This is a genomic window from Longimicrobium sp. (genome assembly GCA_036389795.1).
Taxonomy (GTDB): Bacteria; Gemmatimonadota; Gemmatimonadetes; order Longimicrobiales; family Longimicrobiaceae; genus Longimicrobium.
In genome coordinates this window covers 25,653-41,891 of sequence record DASVWD010000164.1, presented here as the reverse complement: position 1 = coordinate 41,891, position 16,239 = coordinate 25,653, and the positions used below count along the sequence as shown (strand labels likewise).

Here is a 16,239-nt window from a genome sequence, read left to right as displayed (position 1 = left end):
CTGGCGTACAACCTGAGGCGGGTGTTGAACCTGCTTGGGGTGGAGTGTCTCCTGGAGGTGCTGAGGAGCGGTAAAATGCCCGTTCCGCAGCCGATCTGAGCCGTTTGCGTCGTCTTCAAGGCTCCAGAGGAGCGGGTTCTCAGCTCTCCAGACGCATCTGAGACGCTGCTCAGGCCGCTCACCCCGAATTTCGCGTCTCGCTCTTCTTGAAAACCGTCGCAACTCCCAGTTGCCGAGGTTTTCACACGGTCTGGGCCCCGGCCACACGGAACCAGCGTCCGCGTGGATGACGGCAGGGCCGAGGGATCTTCTCCCCCTGGCAGGTGGGTGGGGCGCGGTAGCGGCACCGATTCCGGCCGCCGCTTCGTCCACGATGGCCCGGGGGTTCTCGGGGGAGGGACAGGCGCGCCAGGCGCCAGGAAGGGGGCTGCCGGCCTCCGCGCGGATGCCCGGCGAACCGTCCGGCACGTTGTTTTCAGGGGCACGCGGCGCTCCGGAGGGGAGTCGAACCACCATCGCCTGAGGTTGGTCCTTGACGATCATCGACCTCGCGGGTTGGGTGTGGCTGCTCGGGCTCGCCGGGCTGGCCCTGGCCGCGGTGCTGGCGCTGCGCGGCGCGCGCGCGGCGGGGGAGGCGGCGCGCGCCGCCCCCGGCCCGTTTCTCCGCCGCACGGGGATCGCCTTCGCGGCGGTGGTCGTGCTCGGGATCGTGCTGCTGTCGCTGGTGATCCGCATGAAGACCGCGGCGGCGTTCGGGATCGGCGCGGCTTCGGCGGCGGCGGCGGGGCTCTTCGCGCTGTGGGTGGGCGCCAGGGCGGGAAGTGGGCCCGGCCGCGGGGCGGCGGTGGGGCTCGCGGCGGCCTCGCTCGGGCTGCTGGGGCTGGGGATCGTCTACTACTTCGGGATCACGTACGCGGGCGTCACCCAGCAGGTTCGCTTCGAGGAGTTCGTCGACATCTCGTCGGGGTTCGCGCTCGGCGCCGCGCTGGCCGCGCTCTTCCTGCGCGTGGGCGGAGGGATCTGCGCGGGCGGTTCGCCGGGGTGGCGCGCCGCGGGGAGCGCGGCGGACCTCCTCGGTAGCCTGGCGTGCGCGGTCGCCGCCGCCTGGGCCGTCGGCGCCACGGACGCGTCGCTGCAGGGCTACGACAACCGCATCGCCGCGGTGAGCTTCCCGGTGCTGGCGCTGGCGCTGGGGCTCGTTGCCTCCGCCCTCTGCCTCCCGCTGGCGCGCGCGCTCAGGCGGCGCGGCGCTGGGGCGGGGCTGCGCGCGGCAGTGCTCGCCGCGACGGCCGTCTTCCTCGTCGCCGCCTGGTTCGTGGCGACGCGGCTCGGCTTCGACATGACCGACGAGGTGGGCACCGTCTACCGCTACGACGGGCCGTACTGGGCGCTCCTGGCCGGCGCGCTGGCGGGCGTGGCGATCGGCTGGCTCCCGCGTGGCCTGGGCGCCCGGGGCCGGGCGGCGGACGCGGCCGTGGCCGAGCCCGATCCGGCGGCCGGCGCGGCGGTGGGCCTGGCGGCCACGGCTTTCCCGGTGACGGCGCTGGCGGTGGCGGCCGGGGTGGGCTACGCGCTGGCGGGGCTCTACGGGGTCGCCCTGGCCGCCGTGGGCATCGTCGCCACGCTCGGCGTCACCGCGGCGGCGGCGCTGGACGTGCCGGCGGTGGCGCCGGTGACAGCGCCGGCGGATGCGTCGGCTGCGGACGCGGACGCGGTGCGAACGAGAGACGCCGGCGCGGCGGGGCGGGCGTTCGCGAGCGCGGCGGCGGGGCTGGCGGCGCTGGCGCTGGCGGCGGGCGTCGGCTCCGCGCCGAAGGGGCTGCTGGAGTGGGTGGACGTGTTCTCCGGCCGCGTGCTGGCCGGGCTCCTGGTGGGCGGGGCCGCGCCGTTCGTCTTCGCCGCGCTGGTGCTGATGGCGGCGCTCCGCACGGGCGCCGACCCCGGGCGCGCGGCGTTGCGCGGGCTGATCGTGCCGGGGCTGATCGCGGTCGCCGTCCCCGTGCTGACGGGGGCGCTGGTGGGCCTCGACGGGCTCTGCGGGCTCCTGGCCGGCGCGGTCGTCGCCGGGGTGCCGCTCTCGCTCTTCCTGGTGCACGCCTGGGACGGGGCGGGCGAGCGCCTGGCCTGCGCCGGCCTGGCCGTCAACGTGGCGCTCAAGCTGATGGGCGCCGTCTCGCTGGTGCTCGTCCCCTTCTTCCTGCGCTTCGCCGTCAACACCCAGTTCAAGGGCCCCCCCGGCGAGCCCGACGGCGGACTGATGCTCGACGCGCTCCGCCACGCCGTGTCGGCGCTGCTCGGGTGAATGGTCGTCGGGAGTGACATCCATCGGATGTCATCCCGAAGGCGCCGCTGCACCGACCCCTTCCTCCGCACCGCGGTTCGGCGGCGCCTGGGGGATCTACTCGACCGTGCTGGTGGCCGGCCTTCGCGCGCGACTGCCGGCTCCTCGGCCGCATCGGGTAGATCCCTCGCGAGCGTCCGGGCCGCGGTGCCGGACGGAGCTTGCGCCGACGCTCCCCTCGGGATGACATCTCGTTCTGGAAATCCGGATCTCCGCCCGTCATCGGCTGGGCGCGAGCTGACCTGAATCGTGGACAGGGGGAAGGGAGCGCGTCCGGAGCCGGGGATCGGATTCGAATCGCATCTCGTTATCGTGTAATCGCTTACATTTCCGTACCCGGAATCCCTCCGACTGGCATTCGTGTTGAGTGAGCCCCCTGCCGGCAACCCCGCGCAAGCGGGCCGATCTCCACCCAGCCGTCCACCCGGAGTCTGTTCATATGAGCCGCAAGTCGCTTCTGCTCGCGCTTCCCCTCGCGCTGGCGCTCGGCGCGTGCGTCCAGGTCCACGCCTCGCGCCTGGGCGAGGGCACCCACTACGAGCCCGTGCCGCGGGGCCAGGTCCGCGTCTACCAGGCGGAGTCCGACGTCCCCGGCGATTTCGAGAAGGTGGCGCTCCTCTTCGTCTCGGCCAACGCCGACGTGATCAACCACCACGACATGATCGAGGCCGCGCGCAAGAAGGCCGGCCGCCTCGGCGCCAACGCCATCATCCTGGGCGAGTTCGAGGACCCGAAGTTCACCACGCGCGTGGCCGCGGCGGTCCTGAACGTCCCCGTCGAGCGCCGCACGCAGATGCTGGCCGTCCGCGTCCTGCGCCCCGGCGAGACCGCCAGCGGCCAGGAGCCGCAGGTGATCGAGCTGGAGCTCTGACCGCACCGGCCGCGCCACGGCGGAAGCGCGGCGGGATGACCGAAGCGGGCCGGGTGCCTTTCACGGGCGCCCGGCCCGCTCGTTGTTCGACTCCGGATGTCGACAGGAAGGGTCACGGTGGCGGGCCGTGAATCCGCGGGCCGCCGTGCTGCGTTGTGCAGGTGGATCTTCGCGCGGCGCAGGCGGGTACCGAGCGCCGCAACTTCTCGTCGCAACTCCCCGCACCTCCATGAAGATCGCACACCTGCTCCGCTCCCGGCGCGCGCGCTGGGCCGCGGCCGCGGCCAGCGCGGGCCTCCTGCTCGCCGCGCGCCCGCTCTTCTCCGCCGCCGAGGCGCCGCGCTCGCTGCGCGGCGTGGACGTCTCCCGCTACCAGGGCAGCATCGACTGGCACGCGGTGAAGGACGACGGCGTGGCGTTCGCCTTCATCAAGGCCACCGAGGGCGGCGACCTCACCGACCCCACCTTCGCGCGCAACTGGCGGGGCGCGAAGCGGGCCGGCGTGGTGCGCGGCGCGTACCACTTCTACCGCCCCGGCACCGACCCGGCGCGGCAGGCGCGCCACTTCCTCCGCACCGTGCGGCTGGGGCCGAGCGACCTGCCGCCCGTGCTGGACGTGGAGGTGCACGGCGGCATCGGCTCGGCGCGGCTCCGGCGGGGCGTGCGCACCTGGCTGCGCATCGTGGAGGAGGAGACGGGGAAGCGGCCGATCGTCTACACCAACCCCCGGTTCGCGCGGCGGCTGGAGGGCGGGGGCTTCCGCCGGCACGCGCTCTGGATCGCGCACTACCGCAGCAGCGCGCCGCGGGTGCCCGGCGAGTGGGGGCGGTGGACGTTCTGGCAGTACACCACGCGCGGGCGGGTGGACGGCATCGGCAGGCGCGTGGACGTCAACCGCTTCCGCGGCACCCGCGCCCAGTTCCTCCGCTTCGTGGAGGCCGACGGGCACCGCCACCACTGACGCGCGGCACCGGAGGCGGCGGCAACGGCGTGGTTGACTTCCCGCGCTTCGCCCGCAGAATCCATCGTCGCACGATGTGGTGATCCTCCTCCGGCCGAGCGGCGTGCTGATTCGATGCTTCCGCGCAGGATCGTCCACGCGCTGCTCTTCGGGGCGCCGCCGCTCGCCTTTCTCGCGCTCTACCTGCTCCTCGACTCCTCCAGCCTCTCCTGGGCGGACTGGCGGCCGGCCACGTGCATGCCGGGCCGCTGCTTCTGCGAGCTGATCCGGCCGGGCTCCATCCGCCAGCCGGCGAACGCGCTGTCGTCCGCCGGCTTCGTGCTCGTGGGCGCCTGGATCCTGGCGGGCGGCGCCACGCGGGGCGCGGGCCACGGCGTGAATCCGATCACCCGAAACCCCGCCTACCGCGCCGTCTACGGGACCGCCGTCCTGCTGATCGGCTTCGGGAGCGCCTTCTATCACGCATCGCTGACGTTCGCCGGGCAGTTCTTCGACGTGTTCGGGATGTACCTGCTGGCCACGTTCATCTTCCTCTACAACCTCGCGAGAATACGCCGGCTGAAGACGGTTACGGTCGTGCTCGGCTACGTAGCGCTGAACGCGCTGCTGGCGAGCCTCCTGTACGCGGTGCCGGCACTCCGCAGGTACCTTTTCGCCGCCGTTCTGCTCTCCGCGCTGGTCCCGGAATCCCTGGTCCGGCGGCGGAGGACTCGCGAGCTGCAGGGGCGCCATCTCCTCCTCGCGCTTCTCTTGATGGCGGTCGGATTCGGCATCTGGGTTCTCGACATCACCCACCGCGCGTGCTCGCCTTCGAGCTGGCTGCAGGGACACGCGCTCTGGCACGTGGCGGGCGCGGCCGCGTCGCTCCTCGTCTTCGGCTACTACGCATCCGAAGTGGACGCGCGCGCGGCTCCCGGGTGACGCAGGGCCGTCCATCTCCGCCCGTGCGCCTTCGCCACCCCCCCGCGCGCTTCCGCGAGCGGGCGTCTCCCCGGGGCCGAACGAGAACCCTGGCCGCTTCGCTTTCCCGCAGCATAGTTTGTGTGACCGCGGTGTCACGCCCCGCCCCACCCACCTCTGCACGGAGCCCCTGATGCGCCGCCTGCGTCCCCTTTTGCTGCTGCCCCTGCTCGCCGCCTGCGCCTCCACCGCTTCCGGCGGATCGCCGCCCAGCGACGGCCGCGTCGTGGTCCGCGACGAGACCGCCGCCCGCTCGGGCGACGCCGCCGATGTGGAGCTGGACATCGACCGCCGCCCGGCCGAAGGCACGGTGAACGCGAGCGCCGACCGGGTGTGGGCGGCGCTCCCCCGCGTCTACGCGGCCCTCGGCATCGACGGCGCGGGGGTGATGAGCCAGGATCCCGCGGCGCGGAGGTACGGGCGCCAGAACCTGCGCCTGCACCGCCGGCTGGGCGGCCGCCCGCTCTCGCGCGTCATCGAGTGCGGCAGCACCTACGCGGGCGACGCCGACACGTACGCCATCACCATGAGCGTGGTGACGGAGGTGCGCCCCGCCGGCGAAGCCGCGAAGGTCAGCACCTGGCTGGAGGCGAGCGGCCGCCAGCAGACCGCCAGCAGCACGCCCGTGCGCTGCATGACCAAGGGCGTGCTGGAGCGGCAGATCGCCGGCATGCTGGCGGACAGCGCCGTGGCGCGGGCGAACCGCTGAGCGGCCGGGCGCCGCTCGTTGAATCGAGCGGGACGATTCGTTAGATTCAGAGCGCTGGGCCGGGCTCCCGCTGGGGCGCCCGGCCTGTTCGTTTGCCCGAATCGTCTTCTGATCGACTGTCGAGACATGCTGAAGCTGGGGATCGTGGGGCTGCCCAACGTGGGCAAGTCGACGCTGTTCAACGCGCTGACCGCCGCGGGGGCCGACGCCGCCAACTACCCGTTCTGCACCGTGGAGCCGAACGTGGGGATGGTGGAGGTGCCCGACCCGCGCGTGGACCTGCTCGCCGAGAAGGTGCAGCCGCAGCGCGTGGTGAAGGCCGTGGTGCAGTTCGTCGACATCGCCGGGCTGGTGAAGGGCGCCAGCGAGGGCGAGGGGCTGGGCAACCAGTTCCTCACCAACATCCGCGAGACCGACGCCGTCGTGCACGTGGTGCGCTGCTTCGACGACCCCGACGTGGTGCACGTGATGGGGAGCGTGGACCCGGTGCGCGACCGCGAGGTCATCAACCTGGAGCTGGTGCTCTCGGACCTGGCCGTGGCCGAGAAGCGCCTGGAGCGCGTGCGCAAGACCGCCCGCGGCGGCGATCGTGACGCGCAGGCGGAGCTGGCCCTGCTGGAGCGCCTGGTGGCCGCGCTCGGCGAGGGGCGCCCCGCGCGCAGCGTCGAGGTCGGCGACGAGGAGAGAAAGCTGCTCAAGAGCTTCAACCTCCTCACCTCCAAGCCCGTGCTCTACCTGGCGAACGTCGCCGAGGACGACCTGCCGGAGGGCGACAACGAGCACGTCCGCGCGCTGCGCAGGGCGGTGGAGGAGAGCGGCGAGGAGGCGCACGTGATCCCCATCTCCAGCAAGATCGAGTCGGAGCTGGCCGAGCTGGACGACGCGCACCGGGCGGAGTTCCTGGAGTCGCTCGGGCTGGACGAGCCGGGGCTCCACAAGCTGATCCGCGAGAGCTACCGGCTGCTGGGGCTGCACGTGTACTTCACGGCGGGCGAGAAGGAGGTGCGCGCCTGGGAGATCCCCGTCGGCGCCCGGGCGCCCGAGGCGGCGGGGGTGATCCACTCCGACTTCGAGCGCGGCTTCATCCGCGCCGAGACGGTGGGGTGGGACGACTTCGTGAAGACCGGCTCGGTGAAGGCCGCCCGCGAGCAGGGGCTGATGCGTTCCGAGGGGAAGGAGTACGTCGTCAAGGACGGCGACATCCTGCTCTTCCGCTTCAACGTGTGAGTTGTCGTGATTCGTAGAGCCGTCCTGTACGCCTTCCTGCTGCCGGCCCTGCTGCTGGCCCCGGCCCTCCGCGCGCAGCACGAGCACCCGCCCGCGCGCCCCGACACCGCGCGCGCCCGCGCGGCGATGGGGATGAGCGCCGGGGAGCACGCGCGGATGATGGCGGAGATGACGGGGCCGCTGGGGATCCCGGTGGACCGCATGGGCTCGGGGACGAGCTGGCTCCCCGACGAGTCGATCATGCCCTTCGTGCGCTTCCGGGCGGGGGAGTGGTCGGTGATGGTGCACGGCGTGGCGTTCGGCCAGTACCAGCGGCAGTACGGCGCGCGCGGCGACGACCAGCTGGGGAGCATCAACTGGGCGATGCTGATGGCCACGCGCAACCTGCCGCGCGGCCGCCTGCAGCTGCGCACCATGCTCACGCTGGAGCCGTGGACCGTCTCGGGGCGCGGCTACCCGCTCCTGCTGCAGTCCGGCGAGACCTTCCGGGGCGAGCCGATCCACGACCGGCAGCACCCGCACGACCTCTTCATGGAGCTGGGCGTCCTCTTCGAGCGCGAGCTCACGCGCGACCTGGGCCTCTCGCTCTACCTGGCGCCCTCGGGCGAGCCGGCGGCCAGCCCCGTGGCCTTCATGCACCGCCCGTCGGCCCAGAACGACCCGATCCCGCCGATCGGCCACCACTGGCAGGACGCCACGCACATCACCTTCGGGGTGGTGACGGCGGGGCTCTTCACGCGGCGGCTGAAGGTGGAGGGCTCGCTGTTCAACGGGCGCGAGCCGGACGAGGACCGCACCGACGTCGAGCTCCGCGCGCTCGACTCCCGCGCCGCCCGGCTCACCTTCAACCCGTCGTCCGCGTGGAGCCTGAGCGCCTCGTACGCCTGGATCCGGAGCCCCGAGGCGCACGAGCCGGAAGAGGACATGCAGCGGGCGACGGCCTCCGTCCTCCACGGCCGGGCGCTCGGGAAGCGGGGCAACTGGTCGAGCGCCCTGGTCTTCGGGGCGAACCGGCACCACGGAGGCGGCTTCGCCCCCAGCCTGCTGCTGGAGAGCAACCTGGAGCCGGACCGCCGCAACGCGTTCTTCGGCCGCGCCGAGGTCGTCCGCAAGACCGCGGAGGACCTGGTCCTGGAAGGCTTCCCGGAGGAGCGCGCCTTCACGGTGGGCTCCGTGGCGCTGGGCTACGTGCGGGAGCTGGTGCGGCTGCCGAAGGCCACGCTGGGCGCGGGCGTGCGCGGCTCGATCAACCTGCTCCCCGGAGCGCTCGAGCCGGCCTACGGGTCGAGGACGCCGGCCGGGCTGACCGTCTTCGTCCGGCTCAAGCCCGTCGGGGAGTCCATGCGGGGCATGGGGCAGATGGAGATGTAGCCCGCCGGGCTGGTCCGCGGGGGTACGCACCTGGGCCCGCGTCCGCCGCAGCGGACGCGGGCCTTCGTCGTTCGGAGATCCGGAAAGATCTTTGCAGGACCTTCTTCGAGGTTGTCATCTCTCCCTCCAGCTCGATCCGTTCGAGGTGGAAGACCGGCGCGTCCGGCCGCCGCCTCCGCGTAGCAGGGGAATCGTCGGCGAGACGGTGGGAGTGGGGAGATGCTCCATCGCGTGAGGGTGTCACTCCGGGCGGGGGATGGACGTTTCACCGGCGAGAAACGAACACCCACCGTTTCAGCCCACCACTGCAATACGGAGAAGCCGCTCATGGGACGTGCACTCGTGCGCAGCACGCTCACCGGCCTCGCCGCCGCCGCCCTCCTGGCCGCGTGCGAGGGCTCCCCGTCCGACCCCGGCACCCTGACCGAGCTGCCGCGCCCGCTGACCGACGCCGAGCGGGCGCTGGTGGGGGCCGGCAACCAGTTCGCGCTCGGCCTCTTCCGCCAGGTGGGCGGGCAGGGCGCGGAGAACGTCTTCATCTCCCCGCTCAGCGCCTCCATGGCGCTGGGGATGACCATGAACGGCGCCCGCGGCCAGACGCTGGACGAGATGCGCGCCACCCTCGGCTTCGGCTCGCTGGCGATGGCCGACGTGAACGGGAGCTACCGGAGCCTCATCGAGCTCCTGCTGGGGCTCGACCGCGGCGTGGACGTGCGCCTGGCCAACTCGGTGTGGTACCGGCGGGAGTTCCCGTTCGAGACGTCGTTCCTGGAGACCTGCCGGACGTACTTCGGCGCGAAGGCCGCCGGCCTGGACTTCGGCTCGCCGGCCGCGGTGGACTCGATCAACCGGTGGGCGAGCCAGGCCACCAGCGGCCGCATCGACAAGATCGTCGAGAAGATCGACGGCGACGACATCATGTTCCTGGTCAACGCGCTCTACTTCAAGGGAAGCTGGCGCGCCGCGTTCGACCCGGCGCAGACCACGCAGGCGCCCTTCCACGGCGCCGACGGCGTGGACCGCACCGTGCCGCTGATGGTCCGCGGCGGGAACTACCGCCACGTCTGGAGACCCGAGTACCAGGCGGTGGACCTCCCCTACGGCAACGGCGCGTTCGTGATGACCGTGGTCCTTCCCCGCGAGGGGCACGGCGTCGACGCGCTGGTGGGCTCGCTGGACGCCGCGCGGTGGCAGGAGATCACCGCGGCGCTCGACGGGGTGCAGGAGACGGAGATGAGCGTCTTCCTCCCGCGCTTCCGGGTGACGTACGAGAAGACCCTCAACGACGCGCTGAAGGCGCTGGGGATGCCGCTGGCGTTCACCGACGCCGCCGACTTCACGGCGCTCTCCCCCGCGGGCGGCGTTTACGTCAGCGAGGTGCTGCAGAAGAGCTTCGTGGAGGTGAACGAGGAGGGCACCGAGGCCGCGGCCGTCACCAGCGTCAACGTGGGTCTCGTGTCCGTCCCGCCGTCGTTCCGCGCCGACCGTCCCTTCGTCTTCGCGATCCGGGAGCGCTTCTCGGGCACCATCCTCTTCATCGGCAAGATCGCGAAGCTCGGCGACTGACGGAGCCCTCACCCGCCGCCTTAGAGCGGCAACCCTCTCCCAAGTCTGGGAGAAGGTGGACATGACGAAGGCAGAGAGAGGTGCTTTCAGGGCTCGCGGGAGTTCTTCCCGCGAGCCCTGGTTGTGCTCGGCGGGCGGCGAGGAGAGATTGGCGCGCGCAGCCGCCGGTCTTTCCCGCAACCACGAGCCAGCATGAGCGGCACAGGCGACCCCGACGGACAGCCCCTGGACCTCCTCCTCCGCCTGCTGGAGCTGGAGCGGCTGGAGCTGAACCTGTTCCGCGGCCAGAACCGCGACATCGGCTCGGGGCGGGTGTTCGGCGGGCAGGTGCTGGCGCAGGGGCTGGTGGCGGCGGGGCAGACGGTGGAGGGGCGCACCGCGCACTCGCTGCACGGCTACTTCATGCTCCCCGGCGACCTGGACACGCCGGTGCTCTACCAGGTCGACCGCATCCGCGACGGGAAGAGCTTCACCACGCGGCGCGTGCTGGCGATCCAGCAGGGGCGGGAGATCTTCAGCATGCTCTGCTCGTTCCACGTCGGCGAGGAAGGCATCGGGCACTCCGCGCCGATGCCCGAGGTGCCGCCGCCGGAGGCGGTGCCGCGCGAGCTGGACCTGGTGCGCGCGATGGCCGAGCGCATCCCCGAGCCGCTGCGGGGCGTGTACACGCAGGACCGGCCGATCGACTTCCGCCCCGTGGACCCGGTGAACCCCTTCGCGCCGGACCGGCGGGAGCCGCTCAAGCACATGTGGTTCCGCGCCGAGGGCGCCATGCCCGACGACCCGATCCTGCACCAGGCGGTGCTGGCGTACGCGTCGGACTACGGGCTGCTGGGGACGGCGCTGCTGCCGCACGGTCTGTCGTTCCTGCGGCGCGACGTGCAGGCCGCCAGCCTGGACCACGCCGTGTGGCTGCATCGCCCCTTCCGCGTGGACGACTGGCTCCTCTACACCACCGACAGCCCCACCGCGGCCGGCGCGCGCGGCTTCACCCGCGGCTCCATCTTCACCCGCGATGGCGCGCTGGTGGCCTCCACCGCACAGGAGGGGCTGCTCCGGCTGCGGCGGGAGGGGTGATCCATCTCCGCTAAGTGTTTTTCCCTGCCTTGCTTTCTCCCCCCCGGTTCCGCAAACTACCGGTTTACCGTGAACCGTGCCGGAGGACCGCGAGTCCTCCGGGACCACCGGAAACCGAGCCGGAAGCGAGCCCTGTTCGAGTTCGAGATCGAGGCGGCGGAGGGCGCCGCGCGCGCGGGGACGCTCACGCTCCCGCACGGGCAGGTGCGGACGCCCGTGTTCATGCCCGTGGGCACGCAGGCCACGGTGAAGACGCTCACCCCCGAAGAGGTGGAGGCGCTCGGCGCCGAGATCATCCTGGGGAACACGTACCACCTGTACCTGCGCCCCGGCCACGAGGTGGTGCGCGAGCTGGGCGGGCTGCACCGCTTCCAGGGGTGGAGCCGGCCGATCCTGACCGACTCGGGCGGCTTCCAGGTGTTCTCGCTGGCCGACATCAGCACCATCGGCGAGGAGGGGGTCGAGTTCCAGAGCCACATCGACGGCAGCCGCCACCTCTTCACCCCCGAGCGGGTGATGGAGATCGAGCACGCGCTGGGGGCCGACGTGATCATGGCCTTCGACCAGTGCCCGCCGGGGCAGTCGAGCCGCGAGGTGGCGACCGAGGCGTACGAGCGCACGCTGCGCTGGCTGGAGCGCTGCCGCCGCCGCTTCGACGAGATCCAGCGCGAGGACGACCGCGGGGCGGGCCAGGCGCTGTTCCCGATCGTGCAGGGCGGCATCCACCCCGACCTGCGCGTCGCCAGCGCGCGGGGGACGCTGGCGGCGGGCGACTGGCACGGAATTGCCGTCGGCGGGCTGTCGGTGGGCGAGCCCAAGCCGGTGATGTACCGGATGATCGAGGTGCTGGAGCCGCACCTGCCGCCGCCCCTGCCGCGCTACCTGATGGGCGTGGGCTACCCCGACGACCTGCTGGAGGCGATCGGCCGCGGCATCGACATGTTCGACTGCGTGGCGCCCACCCGCAACGGGCGCAACGGGGCGGTGTGGATCACGGCCGAGGGGCAGGTGAACATCAAGCAGCGCCGCTTCCTGACCGACCGCGGGCCGCTGGACCCGGACTGCGGCTGCTACACCTGCCGCACGTACACGCGCGCCTACCTGCGCCACCTGTTCGTGGCGGGCGAGGCGCTCTCGATGCGGCTGCTTTCGATCCACAACCTGCACTTCCTGGTGAACCTCGCCGCCACGGCGCGCGAGAAGATCCTGGCCGGCGGGTTCGCCGGGTGGAGCCGGGCGTGGCTGGAGCGGTTCCGGGGGGCGGCGGTGGGAAGTGCGTGAGTGCGAAAGTGAACCGGCGGACACTCGAGACGGAGACGGAATAGATGCACGCGATGGCGATTCTGCTGCAGGGCGCACCCCAGGGCGGGGCCAACCCGCTGGTGAACCTGCTCCCCCTGCTGGGGATGCTGGCGATCTTCTACTTCCTCCTGATCGTCCCCCAGCGGCGGCAGGTGAAGGAGCACCAGAGGCTCGTCGACAGCCTGCAGAAGGGCGACCAGGTGGTGACGGCGGGGGGGCTGATCGGCGAGATCATTTCCATCAAGGACGACACGGTGCAGCTGCGCACCGGCAATTCGACCGTGGTGGTGGAGCGCGCCCGCATCACGCGCCGGGCCACGCCGGCCGCTTCGGAGAAGTAAGATCGAGGAAAAGAAGTGCCGAGCGCCGAGTGCCGAGTGCCGGGTACTGAATCCTGGGCACTGGGCACTGGGCACTAAGGACTTAGCACTTAGGACTAACGATGGCAGTGCTCAAGGTGGAGCTGCTCGGGTCGGAGGTGCTCCGGCGCCGGGCGGAAGAGGTCGCGGGGCCGGACCCGGAGCTGGACCGGCTGATCGACGACATGTTCGAGACCATGTACGAGCAGAAGGGGATCGGCCTGGCCGCGCCCCAGGTTGGCGTCTCCCGGCGGGTGATCGTGGTGGACGTCAACGAGCCCGACGTGGAGCCGTTCGCGCTGTACAACCCGCGCGTGGTGGAGGCCGGCCCGCAGCTCGACAAGATGGAGGAGGGGTGCCTGAGCATCCCCGGCGTCACCGGCGTGGTGGAACGCCCGTTCGCCGTCACCGTCGAGGGGCTGGACCGCGCGGGGAACCCCGTGCGCATCGAGGCCGAGGCGATGCTGGCGCGCTGCCTCCAGCACGAGATCGACCACCTGGACGGGGTGCTGTTCATCGACCGCCTGTCGCCGCTCAAGCGCAACATGGTGCTGCGCAAGTACCGGAAGCTCGCCTCGTGAAGATCGTCTTCTGGGGGACGCCCGACTTCTCCATCCCGGCGCTGCGCGCGCTGGGCGAGGAGGGGCACGACGTGGTGGCGGTGGTCACCCGGCCCGACCGGCCCGCGGGGCGCGGCCGCGAGGTGCACTTCTCTCCCGTGAAGGAGGAAGCGCTGGCGGAGGGAATCCCCGTGCTGCAGCCGGAGCGGGCGCGCGGGGACGACTTCCTGGCCCGGCTGCGCTCGTTCGACCCGGACCTCTCCGTGGTGGTCGCCTACGGGCAGATCCTCCGGCCCGAGGTGCTGGACCTGCCGCGCCTCGGCTCGGTGAACATCCACGCGTCGCTCCTTCCCGAGCTGCGCGGGGCGGCGCCGGTGCAGTGGGCCATCATCCGCGGGCTCGAGATGACGGGCGTCACCATCATGCGCATGGACGCGGGGCTCGACTCGGGGCCGATGCTGCTCAGGGTGGAGGAGCCGATCGAGCCGGAGGAGGCCGGGTGCGAGCTGGCGGGGCGCCTGGCCGAGATCGGGGCCGAGGCGCTGGTGGAGGCGCTGGCGCTCCTGGAGGACGGCCAGCTCGTCCAGGAGCCGCAGGACCACGGCAGGGCGACCTACGCGCCCAAGCTGGACCGCGCGTCGGCGCGGCTCGACTGGACGCGCCCCGCGGCGGAGCTGGCGCTCTGGATCCGCGGGCTCGACGACGTCCCGGGTGCCTGGAGCCCGCTCGGCGCGCGCGGCCCGGTGAAGCTCTTCCGCCCGCGCGTGGAGGGCGGCGCCGGCGAGCCGGGCACCGTGCTGGCGGCGGACGAGGAGGGCGTGCTGGTCGCCGCGGGCGAGGGCGCCGTGCGCGTGCGCGAGGTGCAGCCGCCGGGGAAGCGCCGCATGGGCGCCGGCGAGTGGGTGCGCGGGCGCGGCGTTGCCGTGGGCGACCGCTTCGGCCTGGAGGGCTGAGCCCCGCGCCGGTGGGTTTCCGACGTGAAGCCGAATCCCATCCCGCCGCTGCACGTCGTCACCGACGACGCGGTGGTGGCGCGGAAGGACTTCCTCCGCCAGGCGGAGCGGGTCCTGGAGAGCGGCGGGCCGCACCTCGTCTTCCACCTGCGCGCCCCGCGCGCGTCCGGCCGGCGGCTGTACGAGCTCGCGCGCGCGCTGCGGGACCCGGTGCTGGGCGCGGACGCCTGGCTCGTGGTCAACGACCGCGTGGACGTGGCGCTCGCGGCCGCAGCGGATGGCGCGCAGGTGGGCGCCCGCGGGCTGCTCCCGGCCGACGCGCGGCGGGTGCTGGGCCCGGACTACCTGCTGGGCGCCTCCGTGCACTCGGTGGACGAGGCGCGGGACGCGCGCGCGGCCGGCGCGGACTTCGTGCTGGCCGGCACGATCTGGGAGACGCCGTCGCACCCCGACCGGCCCGGCGCCGGGACCGGGCTGGTCCGCCAGATCGCCGCGCTCGGCATCCCGACGATCGCGATCGGGGGCGTGACGCCGAAGCGGGCGCGCGAGGCGCGAGCTGCGCGCGCCGCGGGCGTGGCGGTGGTTCGTGGCGTATGGGACGCTTCCGATCCCGCTGACGCAGTGACGAGGTACCTGAAGGCATGGCGACGATAGAGACGGCGGCGGACGAGGCGGTGCGCGTCCGCGTGAACGGCGACGAGCGCGAGGTCCCGGCGAGGCTCACCGTGGCGGGGCTGCTCGCGCACCTCGACCTCCACCCGCGCATGGTGGTCGTCGAGCGCAACGGCGACATCCTGCGCCGCGACGCGCTGGAGACGACCGCGGTGGAGCCGGGGGACGCGTACGAGCTGGTGCACTTCGTCGGGGGCGGGTGAGGGGGTCGGGGCCAGTAGGGCGATTGAAATCACCGCTACGACGGCGCAAAATCCGCCTGCGTGGACTCCCGGGGTGAGATCCGCGCGCGACGATGGGATTCGTCCTGCGCCGAGCCCGCAAAGTACCCTCTCCCGCAGTTGGGAGAGGGTGGACGCCCTAAGGCGGCCGGGTGAGGGCCGCCCGGGGTGAGGGTCGATCTTCGATTTCAGTGGAGGGATACATGGCGACGGTGCTGGAGCCGCAGGTGATGGACGAGCCCCTGGTGATCGCGGGGCGGGCGCTGCGCTCGCGGCTCATGGTCGGCACGGGGAAGTACCGCGGCAACGACCTGATGGTGCGCGCCATCGAGGCGTCCGGCGCCGAGGTGGTCACCGTCGCCGTTCGGCGCGTGGACCTCGACCGCACGAAGGAGGAGGGCGTCCTCTTCCACCTGGACCCCGAGCGCTTCCTCCTCCTCCCCAACACGGCCGGCTGCTACACCGCCGAGGACGCCGTCCGCTACGCGCGGCTGGCGCGGGCGGCGGGGTTCACCGACTGGGTGAAGCTGGAGGTGATCGGCGACCAGGAGACGCTGCTCCCCGACGCCGAGGCCACCGTCCGCGCGGCGAAGGAGCTGGTGGCGGACGGCTTCACGGTGCTGGCCTACACCAACGACGACCTGATCACCGCGCTGCGGCTGGAGGACGCCGGGTGCGCCGCGGTGATGCCGCTGGCCTCGCCGATCGGGAGCGGGCTGGGGCTGGTGAACCCCTACAACGTGCGCACCATCAAGGCCCGCCTCTGTGTCCCCGTTATCGTCGACGCGGGGGTGGGGACGGCCTCGGACGCGGCGGTCACGATGGAGCAGGGGGTCGACGGGATCCTGATGAACACCGCGCTGGCCGAGGCGCGGGACCCCGTGCGCATGGCCCGCGCGATGGCGCTGGCGACCGAGGCCGGCCGCCTCGCGTACCTCGCCGGGCGGATGCCGAAGCGGGAGCGCGCCGTCCCCTCGTCCCCCCTCGCGGGGATGCTCGACTGACCGGCTGCGGAAAATGGCGCAACTCCGCGTTGCTGCTCGTCGCCGCTCCCCGCGGCGTACGACCCCGTACGCCTCGGTCGGGGAC

16 protein-coding genes are annotated in these 16,239 nt (G+C 72.6%); all 16 read left to right on the top strand.

The features are described from left to right. Window positions 1-532: 532 nt before the first annotated feature. Window positions 533-2,302: a sodium/proton-translocating pyrophosphatase gene (locus tag VF746_22015; GenBank protein HEX8695104.1), complete on the top strand. Its 1,770-nt coding sequence runs from the start codon at window positions 533-535 to the stop codon at window positions 2,300-2,302. A 478-nt stretch (window positions 2,303-2,780) separates the two neighbouring features. Further along, window positions 2,781-3,212 (top strand): class I SAM-dependent methyltransferase, encoded by a 432-nt coding sequence (locus tag VF746_22010; protein HEX8695103.1) that lies wholly within the window; start codon window positions 2,781-2,783, stop codon window positions 3,210-3,212. Between the two features lie 229 nt (window positions 3,213-3,441). Continuing rightward, window positions 3,442-4,173 (top strand): glycoside hydrolase family 25 protein, encoded by a 732-nt coding sequence (locus tag VF746_22005; GenBank protein ID HEX8695102.1) that lies wholly within the window; start codon window positions 3,442-3,444, stop codon window positions 4,171-4,173. Window positions 4,174-4,287: 114 nt separating this feature from the next. Next, window positions 4,288-5,094 (top strand): ceramidase domain-containing protein, encoded by an 807-nt coding sequence (locus VF746_22000; protein ID HEX8695101.1) that lies wholly within the window; start codon window positions 4,288-4,290, stop codon window positions 5,092-5,094. Between the two features lie 172 nt (window positions 5,095-5,266). Beyond that, window positions 5,267-5,842, top strand: coding sequence for a hypothetical protein (locus VF746_21995; GenBank protein ID HEX8695100.1), 576 nt, complete (start codon window positions 5,267-5,269; stop codon window positions 5,840-5,842). Between the two features lie 126 nt (window positions 5,843-5,968). Continuing rightward, window positions 5,969-7,069: a redox-regulated ATPase YchF gene (ychF, locus tag VF746_21990; protein ID HEX8695099.1), complete on the top strand. Its 1,101-nt coding sequence runs from the start codon at window positions 5,969-5,971 to the stop codon at window positions 7,067-7,069. 6 nt (window positions 7,070-7,075) lie between these two features. Next, window positions 7,076-8,440: a hypothetical protein gene (locus VF746_21985; protein HEX8695098.1), complete on the top strand. Its 1,365-nt coding sequence runs from the start codon at window positions 7,076-7,078 to the stop codon at window positions 8,438-8,440. Between the two features lie 327 nt (window positions 8,441-8,767). Then, a complete protein-coding gene (locus VF746_21980) occupies window positions 8,768-10,006 on the top strand; it encodes a serpin family protein (protein ID HEX8695097.1) in 1,239 nt (412 codons plus the stop codon). Between the two features lie 192 nt (window positions 10,007-10,198). Beyond that, window positions 10,199-11,083, top strand: coding sequence for an acyl-CoA thioesterase II (gene tesB, locus VF746_21975; protein HEX8695096.1), 885 nt, complete (start codon window positions 10,199-10,201; stop codon window positions 11,081-11,083). 69 nt (window positions 11,084-11,152) lie between these two features. Then, window positions 11,153-12,364: a tRNA guanosine(34) transglycosylase Tgt gene (gene tgt / locus VF746_21970; protein HEX8695095.1), complete on the top strand. Its 1,212-nt coding sequence runs from the start codon at window positions 11,153-11,155 to the stop codon at window positions 12,362-12,364. A 44-nt stretch (window positions 12,365-12,408) separates the two neighbouring features. Next, complete coding sequence (gene yajC / locus VF746_21965; protein HEX8695094.1) at window positions 12,409-12,726, top strand: preprotein translocase subunit YajC; 318 nt, start codon at window positions 12,409-12,411, stop codon at window positions 12,724-12,726. A gap of 101 nt (window positions 12,727-12,827) precedes the next feature. Continuing rightward, window positions 12,828-13,325, top strand: a complete 498-nt coding sequence (gene def, locus VF746_21960; protein ID HEX8695093.1) for a peptide deformylase — start codon at window positions 12,828-12,830, stop codon at window positions 13,323-13,325. Next, the gene (fmt, locus tag VF746_21955; protein ID HEX8695092.1) at window positions 13,322-14,257 is read left to right on the top strand and encodes a methionyl-tRNA formyltransferase; all 936 of its coding nucleotides are present in this window, start codon (window positions 13,322-13,324) and stop codon (window positions 14,255-14,257) included. Before def ends, fmt begins: the two co-directional genes overlap by 4 nt. Before the next feature lie 24 nt (window positions 14,258-14,281). Next, a complete protein-coding gene (locus VF746_21950; GenBank protein HEX8695091.1) occupies window positions 14,282-14,911 on the top strand; it encodes a thiamine phosphate synthase in 630 nt (209 codons plus the stop codon). Further along, window positions 14,899-15,132: a sulfur carrier protein ThiS gene (thiS, locus tag VF746_21945; protein HEX8695090.1), complete on the top strand. Its 234-nt coding sequence runs from the start codon at window positions 14,899-14,901 to the stop codon at window positions 15,130-15,132. Before VF746_21950 ends, thiS begins: the two co-directional genes overlap by 13 nt. Window positions 15,133-15,353: 221 nt before the next feature. Further along, window positions 15,354-16,154: a thiazole synthase gene (locus VF746_21940; protein HEX8695089.1), complete on the top strand. Its 801-nt coding sequence runs from the start codon at window positions 15,354-15,356 to the stop codon at window positions 16,152-16,154. Window positions 16,155-16,239 lie beyond the last annotated feature (85 nt).